Raw genomic sequence first — 19,606 nt, forward strand, 5'->3', positions numbered from 1 at the left:
GCTGCGCGCGGTCGTGTGCGGCGTGCCCGCCGACGCGCCGGCGGCGTGCATGGACTCCGGCTGGCAGCCGGAGACGACGCCCACGCCCGACCAACCGCAGGGAGACGCGGCATGAACGTGGCCGAGAAACTGGCGCGCGAGATTCGGCGCGTCGCCGGCCTCCGCCATCACTACGAGGAGATCGGCGACGTCGCGATCCTCTTGATGGACGCGGCACTGGAGCAGGGCTGCAAGGCCATCGGCAGCGGCGATCCGATTGCCATGATCGCGGCTGGCCAAGACCTCGAGGGGTTTTCGGAATGACCAGGCGACCCAGCCCACAACAGGCCGTCGACGCCTGGAACAAGGCTCACCCTGTCGGCACTGCCGTCATGGTCAGCAAGGATCGACACGAGATCGTGCGAGGGAAGACGACCAGCGACGCCTATGTGCTGGGCGGTCATTCCGCCGTGATCCTCATCGACACGATTCGAGGCTGCTACCTGCTCGATCGTGTCGCGGCAGACGCGCCGGCGCTGTTCGCGCGGACGGAGGGCTGACATGGCAGTCGGCCACATCCTGATCGGCGATCACGACCTTGACGATCTTCGGTCGGCATTGCGCCGCCACGATCACGCCGACGTTGTCCGCATCCTCGATCAGTGGGAGCGAGACGAGCGCGAGATCGATTTCGGCGATCGCGGGAACCCTCGCCGACGCCGAAACGCTCCGGGACACCTGGGCGCTCGAGGTCCGCCAGGAAGCTATTTACGGCCGCCAGCCCAGTCGTCCCGTTTCCATCGCGCTAGAGGGCTGGCTCAAGCGCCCTCGCAAGCACGGCCGCAAGGCGAGCTGGCGCGAGGTCTCGATGGCGCAGTCCATCGGGAAGCGGTTCAAGGTCCGACTCGTGGGGGACGTATCGGCCGCCGAATGGACGTCGTTTGTCGAGGCCGAGACGCAGGGCAGAGCCGCTTCTACGCGCGAGCGCTACCTGAACGGCTTCCTGTCGTTCATCATCTGGTGCGCCGCCAAGCCCCGGCAATGGATCACCGACAAGACGATCCCGCATTTCGAGCGAGACGCGGCCGCGCGGAAGCCCAAGCACCGGCAACGCCGCAACGTCGCCGACTGGCGGCCCGAGCTGATCCAGCTGCTGGTCGACTCCGCCGGCTGGCACCTGCGGCCGCAGCTCTACGTCGAGTGGTCGACCGGCCAAAGGGTCTCGGCCATCCTGAAGGCCCGCCTGCGGGACATCATGCTGGTGCCCGGCAAGGAGCAGATCGCCTTCGAGAAGACCAAAACCGGGGAGCCCGTCTTTGCTTCGCTGCATCCGGCAGCGGCCGAGGCCGTGCGCGACTACCTGAAACGCCGGGGCCGCCTTTGGGATCGCGAGGGGCCGCTGTTCCTGACGAAGACCGGCAAGCCCTACAACATGGCAAATGGCTTGAGCGGCCACAACCGGAAGGCCTTCGACAACGCCAAGGTCCGGGCGAACGCCGTTCGGCGGCGCCAAGCCGTGACGCTCTGTCGGCAGCTGCGGTCGCAGGGCCGAACCAGCGAGGCTCGGGAGGTTGCTGGCCAAGCCTGGGCTGATAGGAAGCTGATGCGTCAGATCACCCAGCACTGGTTCCGTCACCTGCTCGCCACCACGATGATGGCCATGCAGGCACCGGTCCGAGTGGCGATGGATCAGGCGGGATGGCTAACGGTGGAGAGTTTCATGGGCTACGCGCATGATGTGCCGGAGGTTCGGCGGCAGATCGTCGATCGGCTACCTATTCTTGCGTCAAGGCAGTCTAAAACAGGGTGATCGACACTTTCGCCGACCGTCCGGATCGCTACCGATTAAGAGTGGCATTGCAATAATCCGCTGATGTTGCGCCTGTCGGCCGATGTGACTACCGTTCAAAATGGATACACTGGAGAAGCGTCGTGAGCCGACTGACGATTCAGCCTGAAGTCGAAGACACTACGATAGTGTTTCTAGGCTCGTTCGGCCCTGACCAGTTTCAACCGCACTGGTTCTCTGCCAATGATCTCATTGGTGAAGCCGAAGCGAAGCAAGCGCAGATTGATGTTGTAAGTCGCGTTGCTACGCGGTTTCGAATCACGACAAATGACATAACTGTCATGGTTGAGGAGAATAGATTTAGCGTGAGCGCGCCCGTGTTTGTAGAGAGTGCTTTCGACCTCATCCTGAACACGTTTGAAAGAGTCCTACCTGGACAAAATATTAGCGCTCTAGGGATAAACAGGACCGTCCATTTCGATGCCGGATCCAATGATTCGCGAACACGTGTCGGCAAGAGGCTAGCGCCGCCCCAAGAGTGGGGCTCGCTCGGCGACTTGATATTGAAAGACAATGAGTCGGGCGATCCGACGAAAACGGGTGGCATGGTTAGCCTTTCGATGCGTCGAACTAGAAGCGACAGCAGCGGAAGTGTGACCGCCCGTATTGAACCGTCTGTCAGACTGCCTTTTACTGGGATATTCTTATCGATTAACGATCACTTCGACATCAAAGACAGCATGAACGCTAAAGCTGCTTGTTTTATGTTGCGCGAGCAGTGGGAAGGTTCTCGAGGGCTGGCTCACTCTATAATCGAACACATCATGGTCATGTGCAAAGAGGAGCGACGGTTATGACCGCGAATCTGGCACTAAAGCCTAGAGCGGAGACATGGATCCCTGCCAATGAGGCAATGTCACGTGAAACAGCAGTCTACGCCGACTCCTCTAAGCTTACGGCAGAGCATGCAAGACACGTCGCGGAAACAGTTGCCAGGGCTACCCGGACGCCAGGGCAGAAACGCGATGCATCACAGCCCGCAACTACGGCGCTGCCCATGGGGCTTCAACAAACTAAGGCAACCGAAACGGATGAATCCGCGGTCGTTTCCCAGGTGCCTATTCACCGCTGGTTTGGCGTCGTTCAAGTGATCGAGGGTGACTTCTTTCGGGCTCGGCTTGAACCGGATAGCGAGTTTGGGGGGCCGAGTGAAACTGCGGACTTTCCCGTCGAGCTCGTTTGGAAAGATGATAAAGTGCTCTTCAAAGTTGGAGCGAGCTTTACCTACGCCGTCTTCAGAAGTACGACAAACAGTCGTCGCACCAGCAGCGCACTTGTATTTCGTCGAATCCCCATCTCGGGTGAATCAAGGCTCGCCGCAGCGGAGAAGCGTGCGGATGAGTGGCTGAAGCTGTTCGACGATCTTGAGAAGATGCCGACGAGTGCTGACTGATCCACCAGATGTAGACGAGATTGAGGTCTCCGTTTTTGGCCCGAGCTTTGGAGAGGGCATACTCGTCAAGCTTGGGCCTACCCAGTGGATCGCTGTCGATTCCTGCAACAATGCCGTGACTGCTCGAAGCAAGCCGCTTGAGTACCTTCAGCAGATTAAAGTCAACGTGGAGAAGGATTTAGTTGCGGTTGTGGCCACCCACTGGCATCGCGACCATATCGGAGGGATTTCTGATCTCGTTTCGGCCGCCAAGGCGGCCGATTTCTTTTGCCCTCTCTCTTTCAAGACCAAAGAGTTTATGACGTTCGCCGAATTGTTCGGCCCCGGGAAAGGTAACCCAATTCTGCAGCGATCGTCGGAGTACCTTCGTACTTTGCAGATTCTTAGAAACCGCAATAAGTGCCCGTTGTTTGTTGGCCCCGATCGCCTCTTAGTTAACATAAGCGGGGCCACTGCTCATTCGCTCTCCCCTAACGATGCTTTAATAACACAGTTCCTAGCCGGCATCTCGGGCGACTTGTGCAGGATAAAGCAAGATGACGCGGCCGTGAACGTCGATCGTGGAGATCCCAATCACACTGCGATTGCAATACTTGTGGGATTCGAAGACTGCCAGATTCTTCTGGGCGCCGATCTCGAAGAGCAGCACAGTTTTGGATGGTCGACGATCATGGCAACGTCGAAAGTTACGCGTTCAGGCATTCAGCTCTTTAAGATTCCCCATCACGGTTCATCGAACGCACACCATCAACCTCTTTGGGACCATGACATCCCCAAAGACTGTTTGGTGGTACTAACTCCCTTTAGCTCCGGCACGAATCCTCCGCCCACTCGGGTCGACGTAGACCGGATACTCGCACATTCAACTCACGCCTATTCAGCCGCGCGAGCGAGGTCAACTTCAGCTCCGAAATTGGGCGGAGGCGTAGAAAAGCACCTTGAGGCAGAGGGCATTAAAAATCGGGCTCAACGGGAGCCAAAGATGGGTCATGTCCGTTTTCGCCGAAAACGAGCATCTGGAAGCACTTGGTCGGTTGAGCGATTCGACAACGCGGTTCTGCTGAAAGACATTCACACGTAGCACGCGGTTGCCACGCGGAGCTCAGGTGAACTCAAATTCCTAATTGTATTCAAATGGTTAACTTGTAGCGCTCGCTTCCCTCCGAAGGCAGAGGTCGTGAGTTCGAATCTCGCCGGGTCCGCCAACCACATGCAAATCCACTAACTTCTGGCAAGTTTCGGACTTGGCCGCCGCGTGGGCGGTCGATGCGGTCATTCGCTATGGACCCAGGCTCTCTCGTCCCGACCTCGATCGCGGCGCCAACCGATCGCAAGCCGGCGTTGCGCACCTGAACGTCGGCCCGTGCCAGTCCCGCATGAGCCGGTAGGAGGCTTGCAGGTGCGCTGAGGATAGGGTGAAAGCCGTTCGGTGCCGCGCCGCCCCTCGGTCGAGGGTAGCTTGCTCTTTTGGCGCTCCGGCTTCAGCGCCCGATCCGTTCCTCGAGGCCATCGTCGAGATCGACGATGGCCTTCCCGATGGACGGACGAAAAGCGCCAGAGGCTCCTGCTCCACCGCGCCGCACACTACTTCGAGCTGGCGGCGGAAGCGGAAATCAAGCAGCTCCCGGGTGAACGTGCCGGCGCAGGCCACCCAGGCTTGCAGGTCAGTGCTCGAGATCGAGCTCTTCCGGCGGCGGCGCGACCTTGAGGTTCATACGGCCATCATAGATCGGACGGCCGCCGGTCGTCGGGCCGGGGTACTGAACAAACAGCACCGTGCCGCCGGTCTCGGTCCGCATATCATTCTCGTAGTGGGGATCTTCCATGTAGACGAGCGTACCGGGCCCGTACTTCTTCTCGCCCATCTGGAATTCGCCGTCGATGATGTACCAGATCTGCGCAAAGTCGTGCTTGTGGAAGGGGAAGCCTGCGCCCGGCTCATAGCGCAGGAAGCCCGCGTTCGGCACGGTCGGGCGCTCGGGTGTCGGATGAAACAGGAACTTCGTGACGTTCTTGAAGCGCCCCATCTCCCATTCCATCTCGCTGGGATGCTTGAACTCCGGCGCGTTGTGAGTTCCCGCCTTCGCTTCCTTTGTACCCGTCATAGCCTTCTCTCCTTTTCTGCGAGGTTTTACGAATGCACGATTTCCGGCAGCCTCGTCGGAGGCGGTGTGTTGCGCGAACGCCCGCACCTCACGATGCCGTCGATGATCACCATGCCGACACCGGGCAAGTCGCCCTTCTGCACGCTGTCGAGAAGGCCCTTGCCGCTCGAATGCTGCGCGGCATCCATCAGGACGAAGTCGGCTGCCTTGCCGACCGCGATCAGGCCGCAGTCGAGCGCATGCAGGCGTGCGGTGTTGCCGGTGGCGAAGCAGAAGGCCAGCTCGGCCGGCGTGTCGCCGACCGACGACAGCAACGCGATCAGCCGCAGCATGCCGGTCGGCTGAACACCCGAACCGGCCGGGCTATCCGTGCCCAGGATCACCCGTTCGAGCTGGCCCAGTTCCTTGGCGAAGCGCAATGCCGTCAGCCCGGCAAGCTCGTTGCCATTGTGGACGATCTCGATGCCGCGATGGCAGCGCTCGCACAGACAGCGGATCTGATCGAGCGGCAGCGCGGTATGTCCGCCGTTGATGTGGCCGATGATGTCGGCATCGGCTTCGAGCACCACATCCTTGTCGATGTAGCTGGATCCGGGAGTCGAGGGCCCGCCGGTATGGATGGTCGAACGGATGCCGTGCTTGCGCGCCCAGGCGACCATCTGGCGTGCCTCGGGACCCGTCTTGACCGAGCCGAGTCCGATCTCGCCCAGCAGGCCGACGCCGGCTTGCGCCAGTTCGGCGAAGTCGGCCTCGGTCATGCCCGTCTCCACCACGGGCGCGCCGGCGATCACCTTTACCCCGCCGGGACGAAAGTTCGCGAAGGCGCGCTGCGCGGTGATGGCGAGGGCCTTCAGGCCGACGATGTCCTTGGGGCGGCCCGGCAGATGCACTTCGCCCGCCGAGATCATGCTGGTGACGCCGCCGTTCATGAACGACTCGATCCAGCCGATCTGGTTCTGGCGCGGCGTCCAGTCACCGAACACGGGATGGACATGGCTGTCGATCAGGCCCGGCGCGAGCGCCGAGCCGCGCGCATCCACGGTGACGGTAGCGCCTTCCGTGTCGACATCCTTCGCCTTGCCCACCGCGGCGATGCGGCCGTCGACGGCGACGATCGTGTCGGCGTCGAGGATCGGCTGCTTCAAGTCGCCCGACAACAGCAGGCCGATGTTGCTGATCACCAGCTTGCCGCGCTGGCTCGCCGTCTGAAAATCCACGCTAATGCCTCACACTGCAAGATAAGCTTTACGCACGTCTTCGTTGGCCTTGAGGTCCTCCATCGATCCGCTGTAGCGGATCTGGCCCTTCTCGATGACGTAGGCTCGGTCGGAGATCAGTGCCGCAAAGTGCATGTTCTGCTCGGACAGCAGGACGGTGAGCCCGGCGGCCTTCAGTTCGCGGATCGCGTCGGCGACCTGCTCGACGATCTTGGGGGCCAGGCCCTCCGACGGCTCGTCGAGCAGGATGACCGACGGATTACCCATCAGGGTGCGCGCGATGGTGAGCATCTGTTGCTCGCCGCCGCTGATCTGGCCGCCGCGCCGCGTGCGCATGCCCGCGAGATTCGGAAACAGCGCAAACAGGCGCTCCGGTGTCCACGGTGCGAGGCCCGATGCCGGACGGTCCTGCCGCCCTGCTTCCAGGTTCTCGAGTATGGTGAGGCTCGTAAAAACACGGCGCTCCTCCGGCACATAGCCGATCCCCTGGCGGGCGATCGCGAACGGCGGCAGGCCGGTGATGTCCTGGTCGCGCAGCGACACGGAGCCGGCCTTCGGCACGACGAGGCCGATGATCGACTTCATCAGGGTCGACTTGCCGGCTCCATTGCGGCCCAGCAGCGCGACCACCTCGCCCGCCGCGGCGTGCAGCGACACGCCGTAGAGGATCTTCGCCGCGCCGTAGTAGCTCTCGATGTTTGTGACATTCAGCATCAATGGGCTCCATACATCGTGCCACCGCCGAGATAGACGTCCTGCACCGCGCTGTTGGCCCGGATCTCCTCGGCACCGCCGCTGGCAATGATGCGCCCCCGGTTGAGGACAACGATGTGATCGGCATGGCCGAACACGACATCCATGTCGTGCTCGGTAAACAGCACGCTCAGGCCCTCGCGGCTCACCAGCGAGCGGACGAGGTCCATCAGGGCAAGCCGCTCCAGCGGCGCCATGCCGGCGGTGGGCTCGTCCATCAGCAGGATCTTGGGCCCGCTGGCCAGCGCCATGGCCAGCTCCACCCGCTTGAGGTCGCCGTAGGCAAGCGTGCCGCAAACGCGCTCGGACTGGCCGCGCATCCCGACCAGGTTCAGGAGCCGGTCGGCTTCTTCCGGCGCATAGGACGATGCGGGACTCCAGAAGCGCGCCAGGCGGCGGTCGCGCGCCAGCAGCACCATCTGCACGTTCTCCCGCACCGTCATGGACACGAAGGTCGCCGTGATCTGGAACGTCCGGGCCGTGCCCAGCCGCCAGATGTCCTGCGGCGACTTCCGGCTGACCTCGTGGCCGCCCATCGCGATGCTGCCCGAGTCGGGACGGATCTGGCCCCCCAGCATGTTGAAGCAGGTCGACTTGCCCGCCCCGTTGGGACCGATGATGGCCAGCATGTGGCCCTGCTCGAGCTCGAACGACACACCGTCGACGGCGACGACGCCGCCATAGGCCTTGCGCAGGCCGTTCACGCTGAGGATCGGCGTCGCCATCACAGCACCTCCTGTGTCGCCTTGGGCGCACGCTTGAGAGACCAGCCGCGCAGCTTCTCGAACGAGCCGCCGATGCCGTTGGGGAACAGGATCACCAGCAGGATGACGACCAGCCCCAGGATCGATCGCCAGTATTCGGTCGCACGCTGCAGTTCCGTCAGCAGCGCGTGGTAGCCCACGGCGCCGACGATCGGGCCGACCATGGTGTTGATGCCGCCCAGGATGATCATCAGCAGGCCGTCGACCGACAGTGGAATCGAAAGGCTGTCGGGGAAGACGCTGCCTTTGAAGAAGGCGAAGAGCGATCCTGCGACTCCGGCGAGCGAGCCGGCCGCAACGAAGGCCGCCCATTGCACACGCCGCACGTCGATGCCGATGGCGGCCGCCCGCAGCGGTGCATCACGACCGGCACGCAGCGCGTAGCCCAGCGGCGAGAAGGTCAGCCGCCGGATGGCGACCACGCCCGCGACCACGATGGCCAGAACCAGGTAGAGATAGACGCCCCTGTCGCGCAGCCACTCGTCGGGCCAGACCTTGAGGATGCCGTTGTCTCCGCCGGTCACGTCCGTCCATTGCCACGCGATCGACCAGAGGATCTGCGCCAGCGCCAGGGTCAGCATGGCGCGATAGACTCCGTTCAGCCTGATGCACAACCAGCCGAACAGCACGGCGCCCGCCGCCGCCGCCAGTGGCGCGCCGACCAGCGCCACCACCATCGGTACCTGGAAGTATTTGATGCCGAGCGCCGTGAAGTAAGCGCCGAGACCGAAATAGGCGGCATGCCCGAAGCTCAGGATGCCGCCGGCACCGACCAGGAAATGCAGACTCACCGCGAACAGGACGAAGATCAGCATCTCGATCACGACGGAAACCGTGTAATCGATGCGCAGGAAGGGGATCAGCAGGATCGAGGCGATCACGACCATCCACAGCCAGCGCTCGTTGGCGCCGCCCGGCCGCAGGAAATGCTCCGACGAGGGCCCCTGCTCGCGAACCTGGACTTGTAGCCGACCGGCGAGCCCATAGGGACGCACCAGCAGCACAAGCGTCATGATCAGAAAGATCAGGACCAGCGTGAACTTCGGCAGAAGCAGCGTGCCGAAGGACTGGAGGATGCCGATCAGCAGGGCGGCGAAGAAGGCGCCGACGACGCTGCCGAGGCCACCCACAACGACGACCACGAAGGCCTCGGTAAGAATGCTGAAATCCATGCCGAGGTTGGCTGCGTCGCGCGGCAGCTGCACAGCGCCGCCCAGGGCGGCGAGCCCGCTGCCCAGCATGAAGACCGAGGTGAACAACCACTTCTGATTGACACCGAGCGCGCCCAGCATCTCGCGGTCTTCGGTGCCGGCACGTACCAGCACGCCCCAGCGGGTCTTGTGGAAGGCGAGCCAGAGCAGCCCCAGGATTGCCGGGCCCAGCGCGATGACGAGCAGATTGTAGGCCGGGAAGCGAACGCCCAGGATGTCGACCGCACCGCTGAGACCCGGCACGCGCGGACCGATCAGGTCCTCGTAGCCCCAGATGTACTTGGCGGCATCCTGGATGATCAGGACGATGCCGTAGGTTGCAAGCAACTGCAGCAGCTCGGGCGCCTTGTAGAGGCGGCGGAGAATCGACATCTCCGCGAGCCCGCCGACCAGGGCGACCGCCGCGACCGCGCCTGCGATGCCGACCCAGAACAGGAACGGGTCGGAGGGGAGCAGCCCCGTCACCGTGAACGCCATGTAGGCGCCCAGCATGTAGAGCGAGCCATGGGCGAAGTTAACGATCTGCGTGACGCCGAAGATCAGCGACAGGCCCGAGGCTACGATGAACAAAGTCGACGCCGCGGTGAGACCGTTTAGCAACAGCGACAACACGATCGACGGATCGAGGAAGGACATGGCAACGCCCTGATACGGAATGTTGGCGACGGATCAGTTCTTCGGGCGCAACGCTGCGGCCTCGTCGGGTGGCGGCAGGTAGTCCTCGCCCCGCACCAGACGCCAATCGGTCATGACGCCGTTGCCGTCCTTCTTGGCAAGCTTGCCGACGAAGAACGAAATGGTCGCCTGATGGTCGGCAGCGCGATAGGTGACCGGGCCAAGCGGTCCCGGCACGGTGAGTCCGCGGAAGGCATCGGCGATCTTCTCGCCGTCGGTCGAGCCCGCGGCCTTGATGGCGCCCGCGAGAGCCATATAGGTCGTGTAGCCCAGCACCGAGCCCCAACGCGGATAGTCCTTGAACTTCGCCTCGTAGGCCTTGCGGAAGGCCATATGGTCGGCCTCGCCGAAAGTCTGCCACGGATAGCCCGTCACGACCCAACCCTCGGGTGTCTCGTCCTTGAGCGTGTCGAGATACTCAGGCTGACCGGTGAGCGCGCTAACCACGTCCTTGCCCTTGAAGAAGCCACGCGTGTTGCCTTCGCGGACGAAGCGGACGAGGTCCGTGCCGAAGGTGACGTTGAAGATGGCGTCGGGCTTGGCGGCGCTCAGGGCGTCGATGGTCGGCCCGGGATCCATCTTGCCGAGCGCCGGCCACTGCTCGCTGACCCAGGTCACATCCGGCCGCAGTGCCGAGAGCCGCTTCTTGAAGGCAGCGACGAACGAGGTGCCGTACTCGTAGTTCGGCGCGACCGTCGCCCAGCGCTTGGCCGGTAGCTTGGCAGCAGCTTCGGCCAGCATGCCGGCCTGCATCGTGGTGGACTGCGCCGTCCGGAATGTGAAGCGATTGCCCTTTTCCCAGATCACGGCGTCGCTGACGGCGATGCCGCAGACGAAGGGCACCTTGCGCTGCTGGGCGAAGTCGGCAAGGGCCAGGCAGACGCTTGAGGTGAACCCGCCGGCGAGCGCGCTCACCTTCTCCGACGAAACCAGTTCCTCGGCGTGGCGCACCGCGTCGCCCGCCTTCACGGCGTCGTCGCGATAGACGACTTCCAGACGGCGGCCGAGCACGCCGCCCGCAGCATTCACCTGCTCGAGCGCGAGTTGGGCCCCTTTGCGGTACGGCTCGGTGAACAGCGCCATGCCGCTGTAGCTGTTGATGTCGCCGATCTTGATCGGCCCTGCGGCTCCTGTCTGGGCCGAAGCCGAGGATGCCGCCGCTGCGAGCACCAGTGCCGCGATGAGAAGTTTCTTCACATTCCCCTCCCTGGTTTCTTCGAAGTTTGTATTCAACTTCTACAAAAGTGTATCCAATAATAATTACACTGCATCCACCGCCAAGTGATGTCAAACTGGATTTGACCGCTTGACCCGCGGCCGCGCGGGCCGATAGGCGGAAGGGTGCTGTGGCAAAGGACTGAAATGCGCAAAGCGTCTGACGCGAAGCTCGTCCATGAGCTTGCCGAGAAGATTTATTCCAAGATCGTTGCCGGAGATTTCGGCCCGGGGCGGCCGTTGCGTCAGGAGGCGCTAGCGCAGGAATTCGAAGTCAGCCGCACGCCCATACGCGAGGCCCTACGGCAACTTGAAGCCAAAGGCATTATTTCGCATGCGCGCGGGCACAGCGCGGTCGTCCGCACGCCTTCTTCACGCGAGATCCGCGAGAAGTACCAGATCCGTGCAGAACTTGAGGGGTTGGCCGCCCAACTGGCGGCGAAGTGGATTACCGACGACCAGCTGCAAGCGCTGAAAGACACGCATTTGCGCTTCGCGCGCGCCGTGAAGGGGCTGAGCGTCGAACGCGGCGGCAACCGCCGCTCCGCCAAGGGTACGTCGGACGTGCTGTCGAACCCAGCCAAGGAATGGGTCGAGACCAACGCAGCCTTCCATTCCACCATTCATGCAGCGTCCAACAATCTCTCGCTGCGCCGTCACATCGAAGATCTCAACCTCGGCTACATCCGCAACGTAATGCTGACCTCGGTACTGGGCATGGATCTACACCGGATGGAGCGCAACATCCGTCACCACCAGGCAATCCTGGATGCGCTCTCCGAGCGAGATCCGATTCAGTCGCGGCGCGCCATGGCCGAGCACATCATCGAATCGGGCGAGTTCCTGGTGGCATGGTTCGAGAACCACGGCATGGGAGAACATGCCGGGCCGTGACGAACGAACCCGCCCGGACGTGCGAAGCCGCTACGCCCACCATCCCTTCCGAACAACCGGATCGGCGTCCATATCGGCCACTCTGAACGTCCGGTACAAGATTCTCACTGAAAGTCAGACATCTCGTATAGAGGCCGGATTTCGATCTCGCTGGGCCCCGGCATCGGATTGGGACAGCGCTTCACCCAGGCGACCGCCTCATCCATGTCCTTGACGTCCCAGAGCCAGAATCCGGCGACCAGTTCGCGGGTTTGAGAGAACGGCCCGTCGATGACGGTTCGGCCGGAACCATCGAATGCAATGCGCTTGCCTTCGGAGGAGGGTCTGAGGCCTTCGCCGGCCCGCATGATGCCGGCCTTGACCAGCTCCTCGTTGAATTTGCCCATCGCCTCGAGCATCGCGAGGGACTCCGGCGTGGAGGAAAAGCCCTTTTCGCTGTCCTCGGTCGCCTTCACGAGCACCATCACACGCATCGACTGACTCCTCGTTCAAGCCGGCCTCATCGCGCCGGCATCGGAACGACGAACCGCCATCATGAAAGTCGACATCACGCCCCGGAATTTTTCAAAGGCCGAGGTGCCCTTCAACGAGCGTCAAGTGTCGCACGCACGCCTCTCGACCATCGCGACGATCGTTTCAAAGAGCTCGTTCTTTGCCTCTTCGGCCGTTATCTCGCCGGTCGCGGCGGCATGGCACAGGGCTTCGGACGCGCCGAACATCGCCCAAAGACCGGCAGGCGCGATAACGCCGTCCTTTGCGAATGCCGTCAGTGCGACCCGGCATTTCTCCATGATGGCCACTTCGCACTCGCGCTTGATCTTCTCGAGCTCCGGTGAGCTGGCGAGGGCGGCGATCACACCGGGGATCTCGCGGCCCTGAAGAAGCACGCAATCGACACAGGACGATGCGATGACCGACGCCCGGCCCCGCAGAGTCGGTTCGCTTGCCTGGATCGCGGCGTCCATCAACGCCGTCTGACGCGTGTCGTACTCCTGGTAAAGCGCTGCCAGCAGCCCCGGGCGCGTGACGAAATGATCGTAAACCACTGGCTTCGTGACGCCCGCCTGTTCGGCAAGTCGTCCCAGCGTCAGGGCTTCGGTGCCCTCTTCCCGGACCAGCCGCCAAGCAACGTCCAGCAGTTGGCGATGCCTCTCTTCGCGCGAAAGGCGGCGACGCGGCATCGGAGTAGAAGTTTTAGGCGCGGTGCTTGACACTACAATATACCAAAGGTAACTTACTAAAAGTATACAGAAATTACCCTTTCTGTGCAACGAGTTGGAAGGAGCCTGCCATGCACGCACTTGTCGTCGTCGCTCATCCCGACCCAAAATCCCTGAGCCGCAGCGTCGCGACCCAAGTTGCCGAGGGCATCTCCGAGGCCGGGACCGGGCACTCCTTCGAGATCGCCGACCTGACGGCGGAAGCCTTCGACCCCAGGTTCAGCACGGCCGACTTCGCCGCCTATCATAAGGATACGCCGCCTCCCGCCGACGTCATCGCCGAGCAAGAACGGATCGACCGCGCCACTGACCTGGTGCTGGTCTATCCGGTCTACTGGTGGTCTATGCCGGCCATCCTCAAGGGGTGGATCGATCGCGTCTTCAGCAACGGCTGGGCCTACGATGCCGCTCCGGAGGGCAAGGTGGCGAAAAGGCTTCGCCGCCTCCGTGTTCATCTGGTCGGTGTCGCCGGCACCGACGCTGGGACCTTCGAGCGGCATGGCTATTCCGGCGCGATGAAAACCCAAATCGATCATGGAATCTTCGACTATTGCGGCGCCCCGGTCGCAACGTCGGAGTTCCTCTTCGAATCGGAAACGCGGGATCCGGTTCCTCTTCTGGAGGCCGCCCGCACGATCGGCCGCAATCTTTTCAACGGCTCGGGACAGTCCGAAGCTGCGTGAGGAAGCAGTTGCGTCTTGCCCCATCGGGAAGCCCCCGAAAATGTCACAGATTTGGCCCATCGGGGCGCAATACGACGCCCCGGCCGGTTGATGCGACAATCCCAGGAGGTTGTTGACACAGCCCGCTCGGGTGTCCGACAAAAAGACCGAACGAGCGTTCCTGTACCCAGCGTAAGTCTGACTCCGAGTTCGCAAACAAATCGCCTTGCCATAGGAAGATGCCCGACGGTTCTTCAACGACTGCGCCAAAGTCTCCTCGGATTATCGAGGCCGAAAAGCTCGATCAGATCACGACGGCGCCATTCGTTCCCAAAGCCGACCGCCGTGCCGAACTGGATTTTGCGGGCTTCGCGACGACCGAGACGTGCGAACTGAGCTGCGTCTTCTGTCATTTCAATGGTCCGAACGCGACCAAGAAGGCGAAGACGCTGGCGCCGGAGCTGATCGAGAAGGGCCTGCGCGACATTCCTGCCGGTCAGAAGGTCCACTTCGCCGCCACCGGCGACTTCTTCCAGGACCCGCACGCTCTCGATCATGTGCACAAGGCCGTCGAACTCGGCCATCCCGTCAATGTGCTGAGCCATGGCCAGTCGATGCCGCCGGAACGGCTCGAGAAGATGCTCGCCATGGGCGTTCGCGAGTTCCGCTTCAGCGTCGACCATATCGAGCCGCGCGCCTACGCCAAGATCCGCCGCGGCGGCGATCTCGAGCGCGTGCTGGAAACCATTGCCTACCTGAAGGCGCGCAAGGAGCAGATCCCCGAGATCAATGTCGAAGTGAACTGCATTCTGATCGGAGACACGCGCGCCCGGCTGGAAGAGTTCGCCGAGTTCTGGTCGACCCGCGTCGACGCCGTCCACTTCCACGCCGAATATTACGACGTCCTGAAGTTCCGGAACCTCTTCTTCGTGCCGGAGAAGCGCAACGACTGCCACATCCAGCTCTACGTCCTGCCGTCCGGGCAGATCACACCGTGTTGTGCGATGATGGTGCAGTCGCACGAAGCCGATACGTCGTGGCTGCCCAATATCGCCGATACTTCGCTGCAGGAAGCCTACGACCGGCTCTGCGACATGTACGAAGACCCCAACAGCGACCTCGGCAAGGTCTGCGCGAAGTGCCAGTGGTGGGTCATGTGGTCGGACACCAAGGACGGCGACAGTCCCTATATGAGAACCGTGAGGTTCGACCAGCCGCCACCGCCGCCCGAAGAGCCTCCCCCGCCGCCGTCGAAGCACTGGCTGGCCGAACTACTGACGCCCTTCCGCCGTTCCTGAAGGCAGGCGCCGCTTCATCCAAATGAAGAATAGATTGAGGTGATTTGTGGATGTACTAGCGGCCCATCGGGAGAAGTGGCGCGAAGTGCCCGGCGGTGACGACACCGACGGCCGGCGTTACAGCAGCGATCTCCTGAAGCTTCCCGATGCCGAGCTGCTGTCGTTCTGGGATGGCATGGCTGCCAATAGAGCTTCGGGCGTGATCGGCTGGATTGGACCACTCTATCGCGACTTCGTTAAGGGCCGGCGGGTGCTCGAACTGGGGTCCGGTCTTGGCCTGGACGGTCTGCGCTTTGCGAGTCAGGGTGCGCAGTGGACCTTCGCCGACATCGCTTCCGACAATCTCGCGATGATCGAACGGATCGCCGCGTTGAAGGGGCTAAAGGTCACGACGCACCTCATCGGCCCCGATCTCTCCTTCGACAAGCTCGACAGCCAGTTCGATGCCGTCCTCGCCTGCGGCTCTGTTCATCACGTGCCGTTCGATGTCGCCCGCCAGGAATGCCTCAACGTCCTGAAGAAGCTGAAGCTCGGCGGCCGCTGGCTCGAACTCGTCTATCCCAAGGAGCGTTGGGAGAAAGCAGGATCGCCGTCCTTCGAACAATGGGCCAAGATGACCGACGGTGATCGTACACCCTGGGCCGAATGGTACGATGCGGACAAGGTCCGCGCGCGCCTGGCCCCCGCCCGGCTCAGGACGATCCTCGACTTCGGTTTCGCTTCCGACAATTATCGCTGGCTGGATTTCGAGTACGTCGCGGCGGCATGACTGCGGCAACCAGCGTGGCCAGATCCTGACGGGCGCATAAAAAGATAAACGCACACCGGCACGAGCGTGCCATTGCGATGTATTGCCGACGGCACCTCGAAGCGCTGCGACCGTCGAACGGCCTTCGACATTCGACGCTTGGCTTAATCTATAGTGCGCAGCTTCACACGGGGTGTACATGCTTGCCGTCGAACTGGCTATTGTCGCTGGATTGATCGTCGTCAATGGCCTTCTCGCGATGTCGGAGCTGGCGCTGGTTTCGGCCAGACGGCCATTGCTGGAACAGATGATGCGCGCGGGATCGCGGGGAGCAGGCGTCGCACTCGATCTCATGCGCGAGCCGGGGCGAATGCTGTCGGCGGTTCAGATCGGCATCACGCTCGTCGGCATTGTCGCGGGCGCCTTCAGCGGCGCCACGATCGCCGAACGCGGCGACGCCTGGCTCGAAAGCCAGAACGTGCCGACCCGCATTGCCGAACCCGTGGCCTACGTCGCGGTCGTCGTGGCCATAACGTATCTTTCGGTCGTGCTGGGCGAGCTGGTGCCAAAGCAGATCGGCATGCGCAACGCCGAGCAGGTTGCGGCAATCGTCGCGCGCCCCATGCAAATCCTGGCAAGAGGCGCCGCGCCGGTCGTGATCCTGCTCGACGTATCGGCGCGCTTCGGATTGCGCCTGCTCGGCCAGAGCCGTCCGCGCGATGCGGGCGTCACCGACGAAGAAATCAAGACGATGATCGAAGAGGCCGAGCGGTCGGGCGTCGTCGAGCCGGAGGAACGGTCGATGATCTCGCGCGTCATGCGGCTCGCCGACCGTTCGGTGCGCGGCGTGATGACTCCGCGGCCGGACATCGAATGGCTCGACCTGCAGGACGACGACGCAACGATTCGCCAGGCAATCCGAGCGGCCCGCCATGCCCGCATCCTGGCGGCAAATGGCGATATCGACGAGGTCGTAGGCGCGATCCCCGTGCGCGCCGCCTTGGTCGCGTTGATGGACGGCGGCGTCGACGCCGTGCGCTTGCTCGTGCAACCCGTTCCCGCGGTCAGCGACCGTTTGGGCGCAATCGACGTCATCGAGCAACTACGCCAGTCGCCGCTCAACCTCGTGATTGTCGTCGACGAACACGGCAGCATCGAGGGCATCGTTTCCGAAGGCGATATTCTGAAGACGGTCGTCGCGGACATCGAGGAACGCGAGGAGCCGCATTTCACGACGCGCGACGACGGTTCGCTGTTGATCGACGGTAGCTGCCCGGTCGACGAGTTCGGCGAGCGACTCGGCATTCTCGTGCCGGCTGATCATAGCTACCATACAGTCGCGGGCTTCGTTCTCGACCGCATGAAACGCCTGCCCCGAATCGGCGAATCGTTCAACTACGGCTTGTGGCGCTTCGAAGTCGTCGACATCGACGGCACGCGCATCGACAAGCTTCTGGCGACACCGCAGCCGACCCTGCATCGCAGGGCCTAGAGCCGCAGCACCCACGCCTCGACGCTGCCCTTGCCCTTGACCTCGATGGCGCCGCGCGACTCGAAAGTGAACTTGTCCTTTAGCGCTTCGTAGACGGGGCGCGTCACCTGGATCGAGTCCGGTATGCCGCCGGACTCCATGCGGCTCGCCAGATTCACCGTGTCGCCCCAGAGATCGTAGATGTACTTGCTCTTGCCGATGACGCCGGCGACGACCGGGCCGCTGTTGATGCCGACGCGCAGCCGCATGCTCACGCCGTGCTCCAGGGCATGCTCGCGCGTGATGTGGACCATGCGGATGGCCATGCGCAGCATGCGTTCGGCATGGTCGGCAACCGGCACCGGCAGGCCGCAGACCGCCATATAGGCATCGCCCACCGTCTTGATCTTCTCGATGCCGATCTCGCCCGCCGCCATGTCGAAGCGCGTGAACAGACCGTTCAGCAGGGCGACCACTTCCGCCGGCGGCATTTCCGAGGACAGGGCGGTGAAGCCGACCAAGTCGGCGAAGGCCACCGACACTTCGGCGAAACCGTCGGCGATGCCCTGTTCGCCATCGCGCAGGCGATTGGCGATGGGTGCCGGCAGCACGTTCAGCAGCAGTTCCTCGTTCTCGCGGTTCTTGGCTTCGATGAGCTGGTTCTTCTCGTGCAGCTCGTCGACCATGCCGTTGAAGGCAAGACAGAGCTGGCCGATCTCGTCGCGCGAGCGCACCGGCACATGGGCGCCGTAGTCCCCGGCGGCGAAGCGCCGGACACCCGCCGTCAGATCGCGCAGCGGGCCCAGCAGCGACCGCGACAGCCAGGCGGCCGTGATCAGCAGCACCACGAACGCGACCACGCCTACCATCATGAGGGCGCGTTCCAACCGATAGATCGGTGCGAAGGCCTCGGCGCTGTCGATCTTGACGACCAGCGCCCAGTTCACGCCGCCGATCTTGACCGGCCCCCAAGAGGCCAGGGTTGGAATGCCGCGATAGCCGATGATCTCTCCGACGCCCTCGACGCCCCCGATCGCGGCGCGCGTAGCCGCGGTATCGGCGTGCTGATGCAGGATCGGCGTTCCGTACCGTCGGATGTTGGCGATATCCTCGTCTGAAGCGCCGCCGGCCTTCAGCTCCGAGAAGTAGACGTCGCGCCTTTCGAAGAAGTTGCGGCCATTCGATCGAACCAGGAAGTCGGGCCCGACCAGATAGGCTTCTCCGGTGGCGCCAAATCCTTCGTGGCGCCAGCGCCGCCCGCCCGTGACGATGTCGTCGAGCTCGTTGATTGAAAGTTCCGCCACCAGCACGCCGATGACCGCGCCCTGGTCGATGACCGGAGCCGCGATGAAAGCCGCGGGTGTGCCGTCCGCCGGCAGGTAGGGCGCGAAATCGTCCAGACAGGTGGCCGACGGATCGGGAGATTGAGCGCAGCGGGCCGCAGCCGACGCAATGTTGGAATTGCGATAGGGGCCGGCCAGCAGAGACGTTGCGAAGTCGCCCTCCTTGTCGACGCTGTAGATGATCCGGCCAGTGCGCGGATCGACCATCAGGAAGTCGAAGAAACCCAGCGTTTCCGCTGCCGTGCGCATCAACGGGTGATAGGCTGCGTGCACTTTGCTGTAGGCGCTGCCGTCGCCGGCATCGTCCATCAGCTTGCGCCGCGCTGCGGGATGCGGATTGTCGACGATGTACGACTTCTGCAGGAAATATGGCGCCGCGCCGACAGGCAGGAAATCGTCGACCGGCACGTCCTTGTTCAGGACACGCCGCAGCATCGGCATGTATTCGTCATTGTACCAGCCCAGCACCTTCTGCCGGGTTTCTTCAGGCACTTCGCGCCGATCCAGCTCGTCGACGGTGTCGCGGAAGCCCTTCATCGCATCCACAACCATCTTCGAGGCGGCGAGCAGCCGCATCTCGCTGCGCACCGTTCGGAAATATGCCTCGACCTGATTCGCCTTGGTTTCCCGCGCCGAAGTGAGCTGGTCGAAGATGACCTTCTCCAGCGCTTCCCGGGCTCGGATGTAGCCCAGGACGCTGGTGATCACGACCGCCACGACGCCCAGCAGCAGCAGGACGGCGAACAACTTGGCCGCCAGTCCCCAGCGCGCTGGACGCGCCTCGGCGACGGCGGCACTCACGACCGATC

20 protein-coding genes are annotated in these 19,606 nt (G+C 62.9%); 11 read left to right on the plus strand and 9 right to left on the minus strand.

The window, feature by feature from the left end; all coding sequences use genetic code 11:
• Window positions 1-111 precede the first annotated feature (111 nt).
• From BN60_RS19025 to BN60_RS30560, 6 genes are all read left to right on the plus strand, one after another.
• Window positions 112-303 carry a hypothetical protein gene (locus tag BN60_RS19025; protein ID WP_020697719.1) on the plus strand — a complete coding sequence of 64 codons (192 nt, stop codon included), beginning with the start codon at window positions 112-114 and terminating at the stop codon, window positions 301-303.
• The gene (locus BN60_RS19030; protein ID WP_051150160.1) at window positions 300-539 is read left to right on the plus strand and encodes a hypothetical protein; all 240 of its coding nucleotides are present in this window, start codon (window positions 300-302) and stop codon (window positions 537-539) included. The genes BN60_RS19025 and BN60_RS19030 overlap by 4 nt, the downstream gene beginning before the upstream one ends.
• 38 nt (window positions 540-577) lie before the next feature.
• Window positions 578-1,789, plus strand: a complete 1,212-nt coding sequence (locus tag BN60_RS19035; protein WP_020697721.1) for a tyrosine-type recombinase/integrase — start codon at window positions 578-580, stop codon at window positions 1,787-1,789.
• 122 nt (window positions 1,790-1,911) lie between these two features.
• Window positions 1,912-2,625: a hypothetical protein gene (locus BN60_RS19040; RefSeq protein ID WP_020697722.1), complete on the plus strand. Its 714-nt coding sequence runs from the start codon at window positions 1,912-1,914 to the stop codon at window positions 2,623-2,625.
• Window positions 2,622-3,221 (plus strand): hypothetical protein, encoded by a 600-nt coding sequence (locus BN60_RS19045; protein WP_148283485.1) that lies wholly within the window; start codon window positions 2,622-2,624, stop codon window positions 3,219-3,221. Before BN60_RS19040 ends, BN60_RS19045 begins: the two co-directional genes overlap by 4 nt.
• Complete coding sequence (locus BN60_RS30560) at window positions 3,211-4,302, plus strand: MBL fold metallo-hydrolase (protein ID WP_177324848.1); 1,092 nt, start codon at window positions 3,211-3,213, stop codon at window positions 4,300-4,302. The genes BN60_RS19045 and BN60_RS30560 overlap by 11 nt, the downstream gene beginning before the upstream one ends.
• A 583-nt stretch (window positions 4,303-4,885) precedes the next feature.
• On the opposite strand, the gene BN60_RS19050 is transcribed toward BN60_RS30560, so the two are convergent.
• Genes BN60_RS19050 through BN60_RS19075 form a run of 6 tightly spaced genes read right to left on the minus strand, consistent with a single transcriptional unit; the run spans window position 4,886 to window position 11,143 of the window.
• A complete protein-coding gene (locus BN60_RS19050) occupies window positions 4,886-5,326 on the minus strand; it encodes a cupin domain-containing protein (protein WP_020697725.1) in 441 nt (146 codons plus the stop codon).
• Window positions 5,327-5,352: 26 nt separating this feature from the next.
• Window positions 5,353-6,543, minus strand: a complete 1,191-nt coding sequence (locus BN60_RS19055; RefSeq protein ID WP_020697726.1) for an amidohydrolase family protein — start codon at window positions 6,541-6,543, stop codon at window positions 5,353-5,355.
• 9 nt (window positions 6,544-6,552) lie between these two features.
• Complete coding sequence (locus BN60_RS19060) at window positions 6,553-7,260, minus strand: ABC transporter ATP-binding protein (protein WP_425357814.1); 708 nt, start codon at window positions 7,258-7,260, stop codon at window positions 6,553-6,555.
• Entirely contained in the window at window positions 7,257-8,021 is a 765-nt protein-coding gene (locus BN60_RS19065) for an ABC transporter ATP-binding protein (RefSeq protein ID WP_020697728.1), read from the minus strand. Before BN60_RS19065 ends, BN60_RS19060 begins: the two co-directional genes overlap by 4 nt.
• Window positions 8,021-9,907, minus strand: coding sequence for an ABC transporter permease (locus BN60_RS19070; protein WP_020697729.1), 1,887 nt, complete (start codon window positions 9,905-9,907; stop codon window positions 8,021-8,023). Before BN60_RS19070 ends, BN60_RS19065 begins: the two co-directional genes overlap by 1 nt.
• Window positions 9,908-9,940: 33 nt before the next feature.
• A complete protein-coding gene (locus BN60_RS19075) occupies window positions 9,941-11,143 on the minus strand; it encodes an ABC transporter substrate-binding protein (RefSeq protein WP_020697730.1) in 1,203 nt (400 codons plus the stop codon).
• Window positions 11,144-11,308: 165 nt separating this feature from the next.
• Here BN60_RS19075 and BN60_RS19080 point away from each other — a divergent pair, with 165 nt between their 5' ends.
• On the plus strand, window positions 11,309-12,055 hold the full coding sequence (locus BN60_RS19080; RefSeq protein ID WP_020697731.1) for a GntR family transcriptional regulator: 747 nt from the start codon (window positions 11,309-11,311) through the stop codon (window positions 12,053-12,055).
• Between the two features lie 104 nt (window positions 12,056-12,159).
• Here the strand turns inward: BN60_RS19080 and BN60_RS19085 are convergent, their stop codons facing one another.
• Both BN60_RS19085 and BN60_RS19090 read right to left on the minus strand, forming a co-directional pair.
• A complete protein-coding gene (locus BN60_RS19085; RefSeq protein WP_020697732.1) occupies window positions 12,160-12,528 on the minus strand; it encodes a YciI family protein in 369 nt (122 codons plus the stop codon).
• A 120-nt stretch (window positions 12,529-12,648) separates the two neighbouring features.
• Complete coding sequence (locus BN60_RS19090) at window positions 12,649-13,236, minus strand: TetR/AcrR family transcriptional regulator (RefSeq protein WP_020697733.1); 588 nt, start codon at window positions 13,234-13,236, stop codon at window positions 12,649-12,651.
• Window positions 13,237-13,346: 110 nt separating this feature from the next.
• On the opposite strand from BN60_RS19090, the gene BN60_RS19095 reads away from it, so the two are divergent.
• The 4 genes from BN60_RS19095 (at window position 13,347) to BN60_RS19110 (ending at window position 17,475) form a co-directional block, all read left to right on the plus strand.
• Window positions 13,347-13,958: an NAD(P)H-dependent oxidoreductase gene (locus BN60_RS19095; RefSeq protein ID WP_020697734.1), complete on the plus strand. Its 612-nt coding sequence runs from the start codon at window positions 13,347-13,349 to the stop codon at window positions 13,956-13,958.
• A 218-nt stretch (window positions 13,959-14,176) separates the two neighbouring features.
• Entirely contained in the window at window positions 14,177-15,235 is a 1,059-nt protein-coding gene (locus tag BN60_RS19100; RefSeq protein ID WP_020697735.1) for a radical SAM protein, read from the plus strand.
• Between the two features lie 46 nt (window positions 15,236-15,281).
• Complete coding sequence (locus BN60_RS19105; RefSeq protein WP_148283487.1) at window positions 15,282-16,004, plus strand: class I SAM-dependent methyltransferase; 723 nt, start codon at window positions 15,282-15,284, stop codon at window positions 16,002-16,004.
• Window positions 16,005-16,182: 178 nt separating this feature from the next.
• Complete coding sequence (locus BN60_RS19110) at window positions 16,183-17,475, plus strand: hemolysin family protein (protein ID WP_020697737.1); 1,293 nt, start codon at window positions 16,183-16,185, stop codon at window positions 17,473-17,475.
• Here BN60_RS19110 and BN60_RS19115 read toward each other — a convergent pair.
• Window positions 17,472-19,556: an adenylate/guanylate cyclase domain-containing protein gene (locus BN60_RS19115; RefSeq protein ID WP_043286164.1), complete on the minus strand. Its 2,085-nt coding sequence runs from the start codon at window positions 19,554-19,556 to the stop codon at window positions 17,472-17,474. The genes BN60_RS19110 and BN60_RS19115 overlap by 4 nt on opposite strands.
• Between the last annotated feature and the right edge of the window lie 50 nt (window positions 19,557-19,606).

It is taken from the genome of Reyranella massiliensis 521 (genome assembly GCF_000312425.1).
Lineage (GTDB): Bacteria > Pseudomonadota > Alphaproteobacteria > Reyranellales > Reyranellaceae > Reyranella > Reyranella massiliensis.